At 66.7% G+C, this 14,720-nt stretch carries 14 protein-coding genes; 4 read left to right on the forward strand and 10 right to left on the reverse strand.

What is annotated here, in order from left to right; translation table 11 throughout:
• Nucleotides 1-154: 154 nt before the first annotated feature.
• Complete coding sequence (locus AC1DP9_RS07205; RefSeq protein WP_092291607.1) at nt 155-1,771, forward strand: S41 family peptidase; 1,617 nt, start codon at nt 155-157, stop codon at nt 1,769-1,771.
• 101 nt (nt 1,772-1,872) lie between these two features.
• Nucleotides 1,873-2,625, forward strand: a complete 753-nt coding sequence (locus AC1DP9_RS07210; RefSeq protein WP_477106939.1) for a HesA/MoeB/ThiF family protein — start codon at nt 1,873-1,875, stop codon at nt 2,623-2,625.
• A 187-nt stretch (nt 2,626-2,812) separates the two neighbouring features.
• Here AC1DP9_RS07210 and bfr read toward each other — a convergent pair whose 3' ends face one another.
• The 10 genes from bfr to AC1DP9_RS07260 all read right to left on the reverse strand — a co-directional run bounded on the left by bfr (nt 2,813) and on the right by AC1DP9_RS07260 (nt 12,013).
• Nucleotides 2,813-3,292, reverse strand: a complete 480-nt coding sequence (gene bfr / locus AC1DP9_RS07215; protein ID WP_092291603.1) for a bacterioferritin — start codon at nt 3,290-3,292, stop codon at nt 2,813-2,815.
• 99 nt (nt 3,293-3,391) lie between these two features.
• Nucleotides 3,392-3,697, reverse strand: coding sequence for a (2Fe-2S)-binding protein (locus AC1DP9_RS07220; RefSeq protein WP_092291601.1), 306 nt, complete (start codon nt 3,695-3,697; stop codon nt 3,392-3,394).
• A gap of 239 nt (nt 3,698-3,936) precedes the next feature.
• The gene (gene ptsP / locus AC1DP9_RS07225; RefSeq protein WP_477106940.1) at nt 3,937-5,694 is read right to left on the reverse strand and encodes a phosphoenolpyruvate--protein phosphotransferase; all 1,758 of its coding nucleotides are present in this window, start codon (nt 5,692-5,694) and stop codon (nt 3,937-3,939) included.
• A 49-nt stretch (nt 5,695-5,743) separates the two neighbouring features.
• Nucleotides 5,744-6,013: an HPr family phosphocarrier protein gene (locus AC1DP9_RS07230; protein WP_092292115.1), complete on the reverse strand. Its 270-nt coding sequence runs from the start codon at nt 6,011-6,013 to the stop codon at nt 5,744-5,746.
• Nucleotides 5,982-6,437 carry a PTS sugar transporter subunit IIA gene (locus tag AC1DP9_RS07235; RefSeq protein WP_092291597.1) on the reverse strand — a complete coding sequence of 152 codons (456 nt, stop codon included), beginning with the start codon at nt 6,435-6,437 and terminating at the stop codon, nt 5,982-5,984. The genes AC1DP9_RS07230 and AC1DP9_RS07235 overlap by 32 nt, the downstream gene beginning before the upstream one ends.
• Nucleotides 6,438-6,546: 109 nt before the next feature.
• Nucleotides 6,547-7,494 carry a glutathione synthase gene (gene gshB, locus AC1DP9_RS07240; protein ID WP_092291595.1) on the reverse strand — a complete coding sequence of 316 codons (948 nt, stop codon included), beginning with the start codon at nt 7,492-7,494 and terminating at the stop codon, nt 6,547-6,549.
• Between the two features lie 21 nt (nt 7,495-7,515).
• Entirely contained in the window at nt 7,516-8,811 is a 1,296-nt protein-coding gene (gshA, locus tag AC1DP9_RS07245) for a glutamate--cysteine ligase (protein ID WP_092292113.1), read from the reverse strand.
• 423 nt (nt 8,812-9,234) lie between these two features.
• Nucleotides 9,235-10,773 (reverse strand): ammonium transporter, encoded by a 1,539-nt coding sequence (locus AC1DP9_RS07250; protein ID WP_092291593.1) that lies wholly within the window; start codon nt 10,771-10,773, stop codon nt 9,235-9,237.
• 36 nt (nt 10,774-10,809) lie between these two features.
• Complete coding sequence (locus AC1DP9_RS07255) at nt 10,810-11,148, reverse strand: P-II family nitrogen regulator (protein WP_092291590.1); 339 nt, start codon at nt 11,146-11,148, stop codon at nt 10,810-10,812.
• A 55-nt stretch (nt 11,149-11,203) separates the two neighbouring features.
• A complete protein-coding gene (locus AC1DP9_RS07260; RefSeq protein ID WP_092291588.1) occupies nt 11,204-12,013 on the reverse strand; it encodes a TorF family putative porin in 810 nt (269 codons plus the stop codon).
• A gap of 547 nt (nt 12,014-12,560) precedes the next feature.
• On the opposite strand from AC1DP9_RS07260, the gene AC1DP9_RS07265 reads away from it, so the two are divergent.
• The gene (locus AC1DP9_RS07265; protein ID WP_092291586.1) at nt 12,561-12,839 is read left to right on the forward strand and encodes an accessory factor UbiK family protein; all 279 of its coding nucleotides are present in this window, start codon (nt 12,561-12,563) and stop codon (nt 12,837-12,839) included.
• 103 nt (nt 12,840-12,942) lie between these two features.
• Nucleotides 12,943-14,490 carry a YifB family Mg chelatase-like AAA ATPase gene (locus AC1DP9_RS07270; RefSeq protein ID WP_092291584.1) on the forward strand — a complete coding sequence of 516 codons (1,548 nt, stop codon included), beginning with the start codon at nt 12,943-12,945 and terminating at the stop codon, nt 14,488-14,490.
• Nucleotides 14,491-14,720: the final 230 nt, after the last annotated feature.

Below are 14,720 nucleotides of genomic sequence, written 5' to 3' on the forward strand. Positions count from 1 at the left end.
CCATGTGTGACCGCGCCCACCCGGCGCGCAAGCCCCCGCAGGCCTTTTTCTGCGCACCCTCTTATACTGTCGGACAAATCCGGCGCCGCCGGCCTTAAGGCCGGGCACCCGGATCGCCCCCTAGCCAATCCTCATACTGTTCAGGCTGCCCCACATGCGTAAGACGCTCAAGAACATTAGCCTAGTCTCGGTCGGCGTCGTTGCCGGCGTGCTCGCGACGCTGCAGATCTCGGCGACGGCCCAGAACTCGTCCGGGCCCCTGCCGCTCGACCAGCTCCGGCTGATGTCCGACATCTTCGGCCAGATCAAGCGTGAGTACGTGGAGCCGGTGGATGACAAGAAGCTGCTGACCGAAGCCATCAAGGGCATGGTCGCCAGCCTCGACCCGCACTCGGCCTACCTGGACGAGAAGGACTTCAAGGAACTGCAGGAAGGCACGCGCGGCCGCTTCGCCGGCCTGGGCATCGAGATCTCGCAGGAAGAAGGCCTGGTCAAGGTCATCAACCCGATCGAGGACACGCCCGCCTTCCGCGCCGGCATCCAGCCGGGCGACCTGATCACCCGCATCGACGACAAGCCCGTGCGCGGCCTGCCGCTGGAGCAGGCGGTCAAGCGCATGCGCGGCGAGCCCGGCACCAAGGTCACGCTGACGATCTACCGCAAGAGCGAGGAACGCACGTTCCCGGTCTCGATCACGCGCGCGGAGATCCGCGTGCAGTCGGTCAAGACCAAGATGCTGGACAACAACACCATCGGCTGGATCCGCCTGACGAGCTTCCAGGAGCGCACGGTGTCCGACCTGGGCCGCCGCCTGCGCGAGATGGCCGAGAAGAACCCGGGCCTCAAGGGCGTGATCCTGGACCTGCGCAACAACGGCGGCGGCGTGCTGCAGGGCGCGGTCGGCGTGGCCGCGGCGTTCCTGCCCGACGATGCCACCGTGGTTTCCACAAACGGCCAGGTGCCGGACGCCAAGCGCGTCTACAAGGCTACCTTCAACAACTACCGCCTCTCGTCGCTCGAGGACGATCCGCTCAAGGACCTGCCGCCGCTGTTCAAGAAGATTCCGATGATCGTGCTGACGAACGCCTACTCGGCCTCGGCATCGGAAATCGTGGCCGGCGCGCTCCAGGATCACCATCGCGCCACGCTGATGGGCAAGACCACGTTCGGCAAGGGTTCGGTGCAGACCGTGCGGCCGCTGACCAATGACACCGGCATCAAGCTGACCATCGCGTACTACTACACGCCGACGGGCAAGTCGATCCAGGCCAAGGGCATCCGCCCGGACATCCCGGTCGACCAGAACCCCGAGGGCGATCCGGACGACGCGCTGATCACGCGCGAAATCGACACCGAACGCCACCTGCACAACAAGCAGGAGTCGGAAGAGCCGGAAATGAATGCGCGCGAGCAGCGCCGGGTGGACGAACTGCGCCGTCTCGAGGAAGAAAACGCCAAGAAGACGCCGGAAGAGCGCGAGAAGGATCGCCGCAAGAAGCCGGTGGAATTCGGCACGGCCGACGACTTCATGCTCCAGCAGGCTATCGCGCAGCTCAACGGCAAGCCGGTGCAGCGTTCGAAGTCGCGGCTCGAGGCCTCGCAGGCCGCTGGCAAGCCGGACACCGATGCGGACAAGGGCAAGGCCAAGCCGGCCGCCGACAAGGCCCCGGCGAAGCCCGCCTCCAAGCCGGCAGCGAAACCCGCCAGCCAGCCGCCGGCCAGCGCGCCGATGGGCGACCCGCTGGGCACGCCGACCGGCAAGAATCGCTGACGGCGCGCGCCCGGGCTTGGCTCCGGGCGCATCCTGAGGATTGCGACGGCCCGCGGTGTTCACCGGCGGGCCGTTCTTGTTTCTAGCGGATGCTTTCGCACATGAACGACGACCAACTGCTGCGCTACTCGCGCCATATCCTGCTGGACGAACTCGGCATCGAGGGCCAGGAACGGCTGCTGGCGGGCCATGCGCTGGTGATCGGCGCGGGCGGGCTCGGGGCGGCCGCGCTGCCCTACCTGGCCTCGGCCGGCGTGGGGCGCATCACCATCGTCGACGATGACGACGTGGACCTGACCAACCTCCAGCGCCAGATCCTGCACACCACGGCCAACGTGGGCCGGCCCAAGGTGGAGTCGGCGCGGGAAGGGCTGCTGCGGATCAATCCTGATGTCGATGTGCGGCTCGTGGCCCAGCGCGTGGGCGATGCCGAACTGGATGCGCTGGTGGCGGACGCCGATGTCGTGCTCGATTGTTGTGACAATTTCGCCACACGCCACGCGGTGAACCGCGCCTGCCTCGCCCATCGCAAGCCGCTGGTGTCGGGCGCCGCGCTCCGCTTCGACGGCCAGGTCAGCGTGTTCGACCTGCGCGATGCCGATGCCCCGTGCTACGGCTGCCTGTTCCCGCCCTCGGAACCCGCGCCCGAAGCCGCCTGCGCGACGATGGGCGTGTTCGCCCCGCTGGTCGGCATGGTCGGCACAGTGCAGGCGGCGGAGGCGCTCAAGCTGCTGACGGGCGTCGGCCAGACGCTGGCAGGCCGGCTGCTGATGGTCAATGCAATGTCGATGGAGTGGACCACGATGCGGCTGGCGCGCACGCCGGCCTGCGAGGTCTGCGGCGGGCACCACTAACGAAAGCGCTAGCGGGCCATCGACCCGGCGATCCCGGCGGTGGAGCCCCCTCCCCGCCGGTTCGCCTGATTGGCGCGATGTGCTGCCGGAAATGCTGGATGAAGAAAAGAATCCGAATGAGAACGGTTAATAACCCGTCCCGCACGGATGCGCGATGCCGCCAGGCACCGCGCGGTGGGCCGGCGGCTTACTGCTCGCCCGGCTCCATCTGCGACTGCAGATAGTTCTGCAGGCCAACCTTGTCGATCAGGTCGAGCTGCGTCTCCAGGTATTCGATGTGCTCCTCGGTGTCCGTGAGGATGTCCACGAGGATCTCGCGGCTCACGTAATCGCCCACCGACTCGCAGTACGCAACGCCTTCCTTGACGGTGGCGTGCGCGGTCTGCTCGAGCTTCAGGTCGCACTTGAGCATTTCGGGCGTGTCTTCGCCGAGCAGCAGCTTGTGCAGGTCCTGGAGGTTCGGCAGGCCGTCGAGCATCAGGATGCGGTCGATCAGGCGGTCGGCGTGCTTCATTTCGCCGATCGATTCCTTGTACTCGACATCACCGAGCTTCTTCAGGCCCCAGTGCCGATACATGCGGGCGTGGAGGAAATACTGGTTGATCGCGGTCAGCTCGTTCTTGAGCTGGGCGTTCAAATGCTGGATGACCTTCTTGTCACCTTTCATAGGGGGGCTCCTGTCATGACAACCGGACCCGCGCAAAAGCACGAAGGGGCGCCAAGTGGCGCCCCATTGCAGTCGGAACCGCGGTAAAGCCTGAATCGATCAGGCCACCAGCGCGGTACGCTGATCGTTCGCGACTGCCGGGTCACGAGCGTCCATTATCGCACGTGACGTAGTCGTGGAACAGGAAGAAATCTCGACGACCTGAATGGTCGATAGCGAGGAGGCACGCATCGTCTGCACGGCGGCCACGCCTTCGCACAGCACTTGCTTCGCGCAGTCGCGGCAACGGCCGCAGCAGGTGCCCACGCCGAGGGTCTCGGCGAGTTCGTCCATGGTCGAGACGCCAAGGTGAACGGCGCCATGAATCTCGTGGTCGGTAACCTGGTTGCAGATGCAAACGTACACAAATACCTCCTGGGGGCGGTGTCGGCACCGGCATGCCGAACAGCGATGGAGGCCAGAATATCAGAGAAGCAGAATGATAACAATTCCCATTAATCGCTTTGGCGGTATGGCGTCACACAGGCGATACGCATGGATTTTCGGGGTCACTTTTCCGACAGGAAAGTGACCCCGGCTTCGCCAACATTGCAGACAGAAACCCTAAGAATCAGAGGGTTGTATGAGACTTGGGAGGATGTGCCTCAGGGCGCGATCTGCTTCAGCGCCGCCGCGAGTTCCTCGGGCTCGTAGCAGTTGAGCACGCGGTCCACCAGCGGCCCCAGGCTCTCGCAGTCAGCATGGATCACTTCCTGCTTCACGCGCAGCAACTGCGCCGGGTGCATGGAGAACTCGCGCAGGCCCATGCCCAGCAGGAGCCGCGTCATGGCCGGGTCCCCCGCCATCTCGCCGCACACGGCCACGGGCACGCCGGCCCGGTTGGCTTCCTGGATGGTGCGGGCAATCAGTTGCAGCACGGCCGGGTGGAGCGGGTCATAGAGGTGGGCCACGGCGTTGTCAGCGCGGTCGATGGCCAGCGTGTACTGGATCAAATCGTTCGTGCCGATCGACAGGAAGTCCATCCGCTTGAGGAACAGCGGCAACAGCAGGACGGCAGCCGGGATCTCGATCATCGCCCCGACCTTCATGCTCGGGTCGTATGGCTGGCCGCGCTCGTCCAGTTGGCGCCGCGCCTGGGCGATCAGGTCCAGCGTCTGGTCGATCTCGCTCGCGTGGGCCAGCATCGGAATCAGCAGCCGCACCGGGCCGAACGCCGAGGCGCGCAGCAGCGCGCGGAGCTGGGTCAGGAACATCCCCGGCTCGGRCAGCGACCAGCGGATCGCGCGCAGCCCGAGCGCCGGGTTCAGTGCGGTCTCGAAGTCGTCGCCACGCAGGTCCAGCGGCTTGTCGGCGCCGACGTCGATGGTGCGGATGGTCACGGGGAGGCCGTGCATCGCCTCCACCGCGCGACGGTAGGCGGCAAACTGCTCCTCCTCGTCGGGCATGGCGTCGCGCCGGTTCATGAACAGGAATTCGGAGCGGAACAGCCCCACGCCGACTGCGCCGGCGGCCAACGCGGCGGTGGCGTCCTCGGCCAGTTCGATATTGGCCAGCAACTCGATCTCGAGCCCGTCCAGCGTCACGGACGGCGTGTGCCGCAGCCGTTGCAAGCGCTTCTTCTCCAGCGCGCGCTCGCTCTGGCGGTGGCGGTATTCCTCGAGGATGATTGCCGACGGATCGACGATGACCAGCCCCGCGTCGCCATCGATGATGATCCAGTCGTCCTGACGGATCAGCTCGCTGGCGCTTTTCACGCCCACGGCGGCCGGGATGTCCAGGCTGCGCGCGACGATGGCCGTGTGCGAGGTTCGCCCGCCCAGGTCGGTCACGAAGCCATGGAACACGGTCTGGCGGAACTGGAGCATGTCCGCCGGGCCGATATCGTGCGCCACGACGATCACGCCCGGCGCGGGCTCGCCGTCCGGGGCCAGGGCCGGCACGGGCGCCGGCGCCAGCACCGGCGCGCCGGCCAGCACCTTCAGGATCCGCTCCACCACCTGCTGGATGTCGGCCTTGCGCTCGCGCAGGTACTCGTCCTCGATCTCGTCGAACTGACGCATCAGTTCCTCGAGGCGGGTGGTGAGCGCCCACTCGGCGTTGTAGCGCCGCTGGCGGATCAGGGCCTCGGGCTCGCGCGAGAGCGCCTCGTCGTCGAGGATCATCGCGTGCACGTCCAGGAACGCGCCCATTTCCTCGGGCGCGTCGCGCGGCAGGTCACGCTTGAGCGTCACCAGTTCCGCGCGCACGGCGGCGCGCGCCGAGCGTAATCGCTCCACCTCCGCATCGAGCCGGTCTTCATCGACCAGATAGTGCGAAACGTCGAGCGCAGCCGGTGCGAGGATGTGGGCCCGCCCGATGGCGACCCCACGCGAAACCGGAATGCCGTGCAAGGCAAAAGGCATGAACCGCTCCGTCAGGAACGTTTAGGAATTCGGTATTGTGCGTCGATACTCACTCGCCCTCGCCGAACCGGTTGGCGATCAGCGCCAGCAGCGCGTCCATCGCCTCGTTCTCGTCGGGGCCATCGGTCTCGATCGTGACCGTCGAACCAATGCCCGCCGCAAGCATCATGACGCCCATGATGCTTTTGGCATCGACCTGGCGACCGTTGCGGGACATTTTGACCTGGCTGGCGAAACTCCCCGCCAGTTGCGTCAGTTTGGCGGAGGCGCGGGCATGGAGCCCGAGCTTATTGATGATGGTTGTGTCCCTCAGCAGCATATTTGTCGGGATGATTGGCGGTTTGGTTCTGGACAGTGGTGTTGCCGACCTGCAGCACGCCCTGCGCGCCGCCGGCCAGCGCCTTGGTGGCAAGCTGGTCGAGCACCTCGGTGCGGTAGCAGATCGCGCGCACGAGCATGGGAAGATTGACGCCGGCAAGCACCTTGACCTTGCCGGGATCGGCCAGGCGCGCGGCGATATTGGCCGGCGTGGCCCCGAAAATATCGGTGAGCACCAGGGCGCCGTTGACCTCGGAGACCGCGGCCAGGCGGCGCCGGGCTTCGGCGAGCACCACGGCAGGGTCGGCGTCGGGAAGGACGTCGATGGCCTCCACGCGCGGCGGTTGGCCGCAATAGACGTGGGCAGCGCAATCCCGCAGCGCCGAAGCCAGCGGCGCGTGCGCGATGATCAGAATTCCGGCCATGATGTGAATCCGTTGGACTGCCCGAATTGTAGCAGGCGGCCTCGCGGCCAAATCCCGCGATACCGCCCGGCGTCCCCGGAGTGTGGTGCCTTAGCGTCGCCCGGTTGTCTTATTTGTTGTTGACGGCAGCTTCCAGCGCATCGACAAACATCGCGGCCACGTTGAAGCCGGTCTGCTGCGTGATTTCCTGGAAACAGGTCGGGCTCGTCACATTGACTTCGGTCAGGCAGTCGCCGATCACGTCGAGGCCCACCAGCAGCAGGCCCTGCTTGAACAGGCCCGGCGCCAGCGTCTCGGCGATCTCGCGGTCGCGCGCGCTCAGTTCCTGGGCGCGCCCCAGCCCGCCGGCCGCCAGGTTGCCCCGGATCTCGGTGCCCTGCGGAATCCGCGCCAGCGAGTACGGCACCGCCTTGCCGCCGATCAGCAGGATGCGCTTGTCGCCTTCCTTGATGGCCGGGATGTAGCGCTGGATCATCAGCGTGCGGGCGCCGTTGTCGCCCAGCGTCTCGACGATCGCGCCAAGATTCATCGCATCGGGCCCCACGCGGAAGATGCCCATGCCACCCATGCCGTCCAGCGGCTTGACGATGATGTCCTGGTGCTCGGCATGGAAGGCGCGGATGCGGTCCGCATCGCGCGTGACCAGCGTCGGCGTGACGAACTGCGGGTAGCGGGCGATGGCCAGCTTCTCCGAGTGGTCGCGAATCGCCTGCGGCTTGTTGAAGATGCGGGCGCCCTGCGCCTCCGCCAACTCCAAAAGCCACGTGCTCGTCACATACTCCATGTCGAACGGCGGATCCTTGCGCATCAGCACCGCGTCGAACGTGGCCAGCGGGGTCAGCACCGGCTCGCCGAGGCGGAACCAGTCGGTGGCATCGTCCGTGACGCGCAGCGGCTGCGTCACCGCCTCCACCACGTTATTGGCCAGCGACAGCCGCGACTGGAGGCAGAACGACAGCTCGTGCCCCCGCGCCGCCGCTTCCTTCATCATGGCGTAGGTGGAGTCCTTGTACGTCTTGAAGGTCTCCAGCGGGTCGGTAATGAACAGGATGCGCATGGTGGGATCTGGGTTCCTGGCTCAGATGATCGGGTTCGGATCGGTCTTCTCGAGTTCCAGCGAGGCCGCCAGCAGCGCCAGCCGCGCCACCACGCCATACATATAGAAGCGGTTCGGCACGGCCGCGCCCGGCTTGGCGTGGCTGTCCGGAATGCCGTTCGGGGCAAACGCCAGCGGCACGAAGTGCATGCCCGGCGCGTTCAGGTTCTCGTCGTTGCCGCGGCCCGTGTGGACGCGGTAGAAGCCGCCCACCACGTAGCGGTCGATCATATAGACCACCGGCTCGGCCACCGCCTCGTTCACCTTCTCGAAGGTGTGCACGCCTTCCTGGATGATGACGTCGGAGACTTCCAGCCCCTCCTTCACCACGCTCATCTTGTTGCGTTCCTTGCGGTTCAGGCCCTTGACCTCGGACGGGTCCCGCACGGTCATGATACCCATGCCATAGGTACCGGCATCGGCCTTCACCACCACGTAAGGCGTTTCCTTGATGCCGTACTCGCGGTATTTCTTGGCGATCTTCTTCAGCACGCCTTCCACGGCATCGGCCAGCTCTTCCTCGCCCACGCGCTCGTGGAAGTCCACGCCAGTGGTCCGGGCGAAGTAGGGATTGACCATCCACGGGTCGATATCGATCAGCTTGGCGAACTTCTTGGCCACCTCGTCGTAGGCGGCGAAGTGGCTGCTCTTGCGGCGCGTGGACCAGCCCGCGTGCAGCGGCGGCAGCAGATATTGTTCGTTGATGTTCTCGAGCACGGGCGGAATGCCGGCCGAGAGGTCATTGTTGAGCAGGATCGAACAGGGGTCGAAGTCCTTCAGCCCCAGCCGGCGGCCCTTGGTGCCCAGCCGCGCGAGCGGCTCCACCACCAGCGTCTGGCCGTCGGGCAGCTCGATCGGGGTGGGTTCGGTGATGTCCTCGGACAGCGACCCCAGGCGCACATTCAGGCCCGCCTGGCGCATGATCAGCGACAGCCGCGCCACGTTCTGCAGATAGAACATGTTGCGGGTGTGCCGCTCGGGGATCAGCAGCAGGTTCTTGGCGTCCGGGCAGATCTTCTCGATCGCGGCCATGGCGGCCTGGACGGCCAGCGGCAGCATTTCCGGGGCGAGGTTGTTGAACCCGCCCGGGAACAGGTTGGTATCCACCGGCGCCAGCTTGAACCCGGCATTGCGCAGGTCCACGGAACAGTAGAACGGCGGCGTATGCTCCTGCCATTCCAGCCTGAACCAGCGCTCGATGGACGGCGTCGCGTCCAGGATCTTCTTTTCGAGTTCGAGCAGCGGACCGTTCAGCGCGGTGATGAGATGCGGGACCATATCCATCCTAATTGATCGTCTTTATTGTCCGCCCCGATTGTAGAGGAACGGCCAATAGGCTGCTGACGCCCGCCGCATAACCATATGCGGGGGTCAGCATAATAATCCGGGATGTGGGGGCGGTCGGGCAAAAAAAAAGCGCGGCGTGTGCCGCGCTTTCAAATGGCCTGACAGATACGGGGAGCGTTCTGCAGGTGGAGGAAACTGCCTCACTCGCACTGTATGTGCGGCTCCCCTTAAAGACAATTGAGACTTTTTAAGATCCGATTTAAGCACTCTGCGAATACCCCGCGAGGCCTTGTCGGGGCTGGCCCTGCGCCCGTTCGGGCGGCTTTCGGGCAGAAAAAAGCCCGGCACGAGGCCGGGCGAAACTCCTGAGAGAAGATTCCCAATCAGCTCTCCAGCACAACTCTGTCGTGGATATCAGACCTCGTAGGCGGTTTCGCCGTGGGAGGTGATGTCCAGGCCTTCGCGCTCTTCCTCTTCCGGAACGCGCAGGCCAATCAGCATGTCGACCAGCTTGTAGGCCACCAGGGCCACCACGCCCGACCACACGATGGTGGTCAGCACGCCTTCGAACTGGATCCAGACCTGGCCGGCGATCGAGTAATCGTCCGCCACCTTGTTGGCCACGTAGTCGTAGATGCCCGTGCCGCCCAGGCTGGGCGCGGCGAACACGCCGGTCAGCAGCGCACCCAGGATGCCGCCCACGCCGTGCACGCCGAAGACGTCCAGCGAGTCGTCCATGCCGAGCAGGCGCTTCAGGCCGGTCACACCCCACAGGCACAGCAGGCCAGCCAGCAGGCCGATCACGATGGCGCCCATCGGGCCGACGAAGCCGGCTGCCGGGGTGATCGCCACGAGGCCGGCGACGGCGCCCGAGGCACCACCCAGCATCGACGGCTTGCCCTTGCCGATCCACTCGCCGAAGGTCCACGACAGCACGGCGGCGGCGGTAGCCAGCAGCGTGTTGACAAAGGCCAGGGCGGCGCCGCCGTTGGCTTCCAGGCCCGAGCCGGCGTTGAAGCCGAACCAGCCGAACCACAGCAGCGAGGCACCGACCATGGTGAAGGTCAGGCTGTGCGGACGGATCGCTTCGCGGCCGAAGCCGATGCGCTTGCCGTACATGAAGGCACCCACCAGGCCCGCGACAGCGGCGTTGATGTGCACCACGGTACCGCCGGCGTAGTCCAGCGCGCCCTTCTGGAACAGCCAGCCCGACTTGGCCGTGGCGGCGGTGCCGGCAGCGGCGTCGGTGTAGGCGTCCGGACCCGGCCAGAACCAGACCATGTGGGCCATCGGGATGTAGGCGAAGGTGAACCAGAGCACCACGAACACCAGCACGGCCGAGAACTTGGCGCGCTCGGCGAAGGCGCCGATGATCAGGCTGCAGGTGATGGCGGCGAAGGCGCACTGGAAGGCGAAGAACACCAGTTCCGGCACGACCACGCCCTTGCTGAACGTGGCGGCCACGGCGTCCACCGTCAGGCCCTTCATGAACAGCCGGTCCGTGCCGCCGAAGAACGCGTTGCCTTCGGTGAAGGCGAAGCTGTAGCCGTAGACGGCCCACAGGATCGACACCACCGAGAAGATCACCAGGCACTGCATCAGCACCGAGAGCATGTTCTTGGAGCGGACCAGGCCGCCGTAGAACAGGGCCAGGCCGGGCAGCGTCATCAGGATGACGAAGGCCGTGCAGACCAGCAGCCAGGCGGTATCGCCCTTGTTCGGCACGGGCGCGGCGGCGGGGGCAGCCTCGGCCGGCGCAGCAGCGGCGGCGGCAGGGGCCGCGGCAGCCGGGGCGGCGGCAGCGGGGGCAGCGGCGGTGGCCGCTGCCGGGGCCGAAGCCTCGGCGGCGGGCTTGTCCTGCGCCACGGCATGGGTGGACAGGCCGAGGCCGGCCGTGCCGAGCGCCAGCGACATCGCGCCGGCCGTCAGGATTCGCTTGAACCAGGTTGTCATGAGCTTAACCTCTTGTCTCGTGTCTTTTATCTCGTGTCAGAGCGCGTCGCCGCCGGTCTCGCCGGTGCGGATGCGAATGACTTGTTCGATCGGCGCGATAAAGATCTTGCCGTCGCCAATCTTGCCGGTGCGGGCCGACTTCTCGATGGCCTCGATGGCGCGTTCCACCACGTCGTCCGGCACCGCCACCTCGATCTTCACCTTGGGCAGGAAGTCCACGATGTACTCGGCGCCCCGGTACAGCTCGGTATGGCCCTTCTGGCGGCCAAACCCCTTGACTTCGGTCACGGTGATACCGGACACGCCGACGTCCGAGAGCGCCTCGCGCACCTCGTCCAGCTTGAACGGCTTGATGACTGCAATGATGAGTTTCATCCCATTTCTCCTCGGGGCGACCCGGTCTGGCAGGCCGCCCGCCTCGATGCACTAATTAGAAAGTCTTGGTGAGCGACGCCCAGAACGTCGACTTGCCCAGGTAGCGTCCGCGCGTGTTGGTGTACACGGCCTTGTCGGCGTTGGTGTCCACGTACGCAATCGCCACCGCGAAACCCTTGCCCAGGTCCTTGGTCAGACCGACCTTCCAGTCGGTGTACGACGCATCGCTGAAGTTCTTCACGCCCTGGTAGCCCACGTGGGCGTTGAAGGTCAGGTCCCAGAAATTCAGCGGCACGTTGGCCGTCAGGTCGATGTAGTAGCTGTTCTTCGAGTCGTTGAACCCGAACAGGTTGGTCAGCGAGTGCGAATACTTCAGGAAGACCGGGCCCCAGCCAATGCCGGCGTACAGCTCGGTGGTGTAGGGGCGCGGGGTGTTGTAGCCGCCCGGGTAGTAGTACTCGAGCACGCCCACGTCATAGTTGAAATCGGCGCCGCCGGCGCTGAAGGTGTTCTTGAAGCCGCCGTAGAAGTCCATTTCCACGGGCGCCGAGACCGTCGAGTCGGCGTCTTCGAGCCAACTGATGCTCGAGTTCCAGTTGCCGACATAGAAGCCGCTCGAATGCGCGTAATCGAACCCACCCTGAATGGCCGGACGGCGGTTGGTCTGGCTGATACCGCGATAGCGGTAGTCGCTGACCAGCGAGACGTTCGCCGTGAAGGTATGCGGCGATGCTTCCTCGGCGGGGGCTGCAGCCGGGGCGGCGGCCGGGGCCGGCTCGGCCGGGGCGGTCTGCGCCATGACCGGGGCGGCTGCCAGCAGAAGTGCGGCGGCGCTGGCGCTGACTGCGAGGCTGAACGTCTTCATCGGGGTTTCTCCTTTTCCTTGTGGTCTTCGCGGGCTCGATTTGAGGTGTTTGCTACCTTTGTTTGTGCCCGGGCGGCTTTTTCCGCAGCCTCGGGCATTGACGCTCCTGAGCCGATTACTGCAACAGCCGTGCCAGCCCGATTCCCCGCCTGCGGTGCATCGTCCTGGGGGGCTTCCGGATCGTTCGCGGGCGCCCGACACACCACTTTGTCGACGATCGAAGCAGACATTTCGCCCCCGCCAAATCCGTTAAAAGATGTGTCCGGGCCTTGCCGGCGCTTTCATGGCGGGCGCCGAGGGGTCATAATCCGCCCATACAGGGTCAAGTGCTGCGCGCTTGGCGCGATCCCCCAGGCGCGAAGGCGGCCGGCGGACGCATGACGGACACAAGATGGGTGCCAGGACGCACCGCGCCCCAGTCGGGTGCACCGTCATGCGTCGATCCCGGCGCTCGCCGGGTCCGTCAGCACCATTCCGGTGCGGGAGTGCGGATAGCAGCGCAGCGGACCCCGAATCCATTGCATTGGTCACCACGAGGAGTTCCACCATGAAACCGACCGATCTGTTCAACGACCTGCAGCAGAAGGTCAGTGAGGCGCTGCGCAACTCGCCGGCCAAGGACATCGAGAAAAACGTGCGCAGCATGATGACGCAGGGCTTTGCGCGCCTGGACCTGGTCACGCGCGAGGAATTCGACGTGCAGTCGCAGGTGCTGGCCCGCACGCGCGCCCGGCTCGAGGAGCTGGAAGCCCGCGTGACCGAGCTTGAGCGCCGCGCCACGCCGGGGGCAGCGCCCCAGGGCGGCGCGCCGACGGCAGGGGTATGACGCCCTGGCGCCGATCCAGCGCCACCTCAGCAGGCCAGAAAGGCCGCCGGACTCCGGCGGCCTTTTTCGTTAACACTTTCGCAAATCGGGAGCGGCCCGCACCATGAGTCTCGCCGTGCTGCGCAGCCGGGCGCTGACCGGGGTGGAGGCGCCGCCGGTGGCCGTGGAGATCCACATCGCCAACGGGCTGCCCGCGTTCAATATCGTCGGACTAGCCGACACCGAGGTGCGCGAGAGCCGCGAGCGCGTGCGTGCCGCCTTGCTCAACAGCGCCTACGAGTTTCCAGCCCGGCGCATCACCGTCAACCTCGCCCCGGCCGATCTGCCCAAGGAGTCCGGTCGCTTCGATCTGGCCATCGCGCTGGGCATCCTCGTGGCGAGCGGCCAGCTCCCGGGGGACGGGCTCGATGCCTGCGAATTTGCGGGCGAGCTGTCGCTGGCCGGCGACCTGCGCCCGGTGCGCGGCGCGCTGGTCATGGCGATGGGGCTCGCCCGCGACAACGCCCGCCGCACCGCCCAGGGCCAGCCGGCGCGCGCCTTTATCGTCGCCGACGGCAACGGCCCCGAAGCCGCGCTGGTCGATGGCCTGACCGTCCACGCGGGCGCCACCCTGCGCGATGTCTGCGACCACCTCGGCCCCCTGCCCGACCGGCGCCTGCCGCGCGCCGAGCCGCCGGGGCTGGCCGCATGGCCCGATGGCGTCAATATCGGTCCGGACATGCGCGACGTGCGCGGCCAGCTACAGGCGCGGCGGGCGATGGAGATCGCGGCGGCGGGCCAGCATTCCGCCCTGCTGGTGGGGCCGCCCGGCACCGGCAAGTCGATGCTCGCGCAACGATTCGCCGGATTGCTACCGCCGATGACGGCTGCCGAGGCGCTCGAAGCCGCCGCCGTGCTGAGCCTGACGCCGGGCGGCTTCCAGCCGGCGCAATGGGGCCGGCGCCCGTTCCGCAGCCCGCACCACACGGCCAGCGCGCCGGCACTGGTCGGCGGCGGCGGCAATCCGCGTCCCGGGGAGATCTCGCTGGCCCATCACGGCGTGCTGTTTCTCGACGAATTGCCAGAGTTCGAGCGCCGCGTGCTCGAAGTCCTGCGCGAGCCGCTGGAGACCGGCCACATCACCATTTCGCGCGCGGCGGGCCAGTCGGACTTCCCCGCGCGCTTCCAGTTCGTGGCGGCGATGAACCCGTGCCCGTGCGGCTACCTCGGCCACCCGTCGCGGCCCTGCCGTTGCACGCCGGACCAGATCCAGCGTTACCAGTCGAAGGTGTCCGGGCCCCTGCTGGACCGCGTGGACCTGCAGATCGAGGTGCCGGCGCAAAGCCAGCAGGAGATTTTCGATGGCCCGCCCGGCGAGGGCAGCGCGGCGGTACGCGCACGGGCCGTGGCAGCGCGGGCGCGGCAGTTGGGGCGGCAAGGCATGCCGAATGGGGAGTTGTCCGGGCGCGCCATCGACGATCACTGCCCGCTGGCCGCCGACGCGCAGGCGTTGCTGCGCGGGGCGATGCAGAAGCTGGGCTGGTCGGCGCGGGCGTATTTCCGGGTGCTGAAGGTGGCCCGGACGATCGCGGACCTGGAAGACGCGGCGGTACTGACCGCCGCGCATGTGGCGGAAGCCATCCAGTACCGGCGCGCGTTGCGGGCGGGTTAGACCGGGGGTTCCACCGGCGGGGGCGGCGGCTCCTCGATTGGGGGCAGGTCAGGCGGGTGGCCGGGCGGCGGGGGCTCGGGAGGGGGCTCCCGGTGCGCGGCAGTCAGGGCGCTCTGGGCGATCAGGGTAGAACGCAGTACAGCAGGCATCGGGGATCTCCGGCAACGGTCTCTCCCCATTGAAGCAAACCCGGCCGGCAGGCGCCAGCCGGATCGTGACCATCTTGCAGT

The sequence above is a fragment of the Cupriavidus sp. 01L43 genome, assembly GCF_056399925.1.

Bases quoted from the DNA above. Each gene is read 5' to 3' on its own strand.
- AC1DP9_RS07270 (WP_092291584.1), top strand. From the start codon at position 12,943: ATGAGTCTCGCCGTGCTGCGCAGCCGGGCGCTGACCGGGGTGGAGGCG.
- gshA (WP_092292113.1), bottom strand. From the start codon at position 8,811: ATGGTCCCGCATCTCATCACCGCGCTGAACGGTCCGCTGCTCGAACTC.
- AC1DP9_RS07235 (WP_092291597.1), bottom strand. From the start codon at position 6,437: ATGGCCGGAATTCTGATCATCGCGCACGCGCCGCTGGCTTCGGCGCTG.
- AC1DP9_RS07205 (WP_092291607.1), top strand. From the start codon at position 155: ATGCGTAAGACGCTCAAGAACATTAGCCTAGTCTCGGTCGGCGTCGTT.
- gshB (WP_092291595.1), bottom strand. From the start codon at position 7,494: ATGCGCATCCTGTTCATTACCGACCCGCTGGAGACCTTCAAGACGTAC.
- AC1DP9_RS07210 (WP_477106939.1), top strand. From the start codon at position 1,873: ATGAACGACGACCAACTGCTGCGCTACTCGCGCCATATCCTGCTGGAC.
- AC1DP9_RS07260 (WP_092291588.1), bottom strand. From the start codon at position 12,013: ATGAAGACGTTCAGCCTCGCAGTCAGCGCCAGCGCCGCCGCACTTCTG.
- AC1DP9_RS07265 (WP_092291586.1), top strand. From the start codon at position 12,561: ATGAAACCGACCGATCTGTTCAACGACCTGCAGCAGAAGGTCAGTGAG.
- bfr (WP_092291603.1), bottom strand. From the start codon at position 3,292: ATGAAAGGTGACAAGAAGGTCATCCAGCATTTGAACGCCCAGCTCAAG.
- AC1DP9_RS07255 (WP_092291590.1), bottom strand. From the start codon at position 11,148: ATGAAACTCATCATTGCAGTCATCAAGCCGTTCAAGCTGGACGAGGTG.
- AC1DP9_RS07230 (WP_092292115.1), bottom strand. From the start codon at position 6,013: ATGCTGCTGAGGGACACAACCATCATCAATAAGCTCGGGCTCCATGCC.
- AC1DP9_RS07250 (WP_092291593.1), bottom strand. From the start codon at position 10,773: ATGACAACCTGGTTCAAGCGAATCCTGACGGCCGGCGCGATGTCGCTG.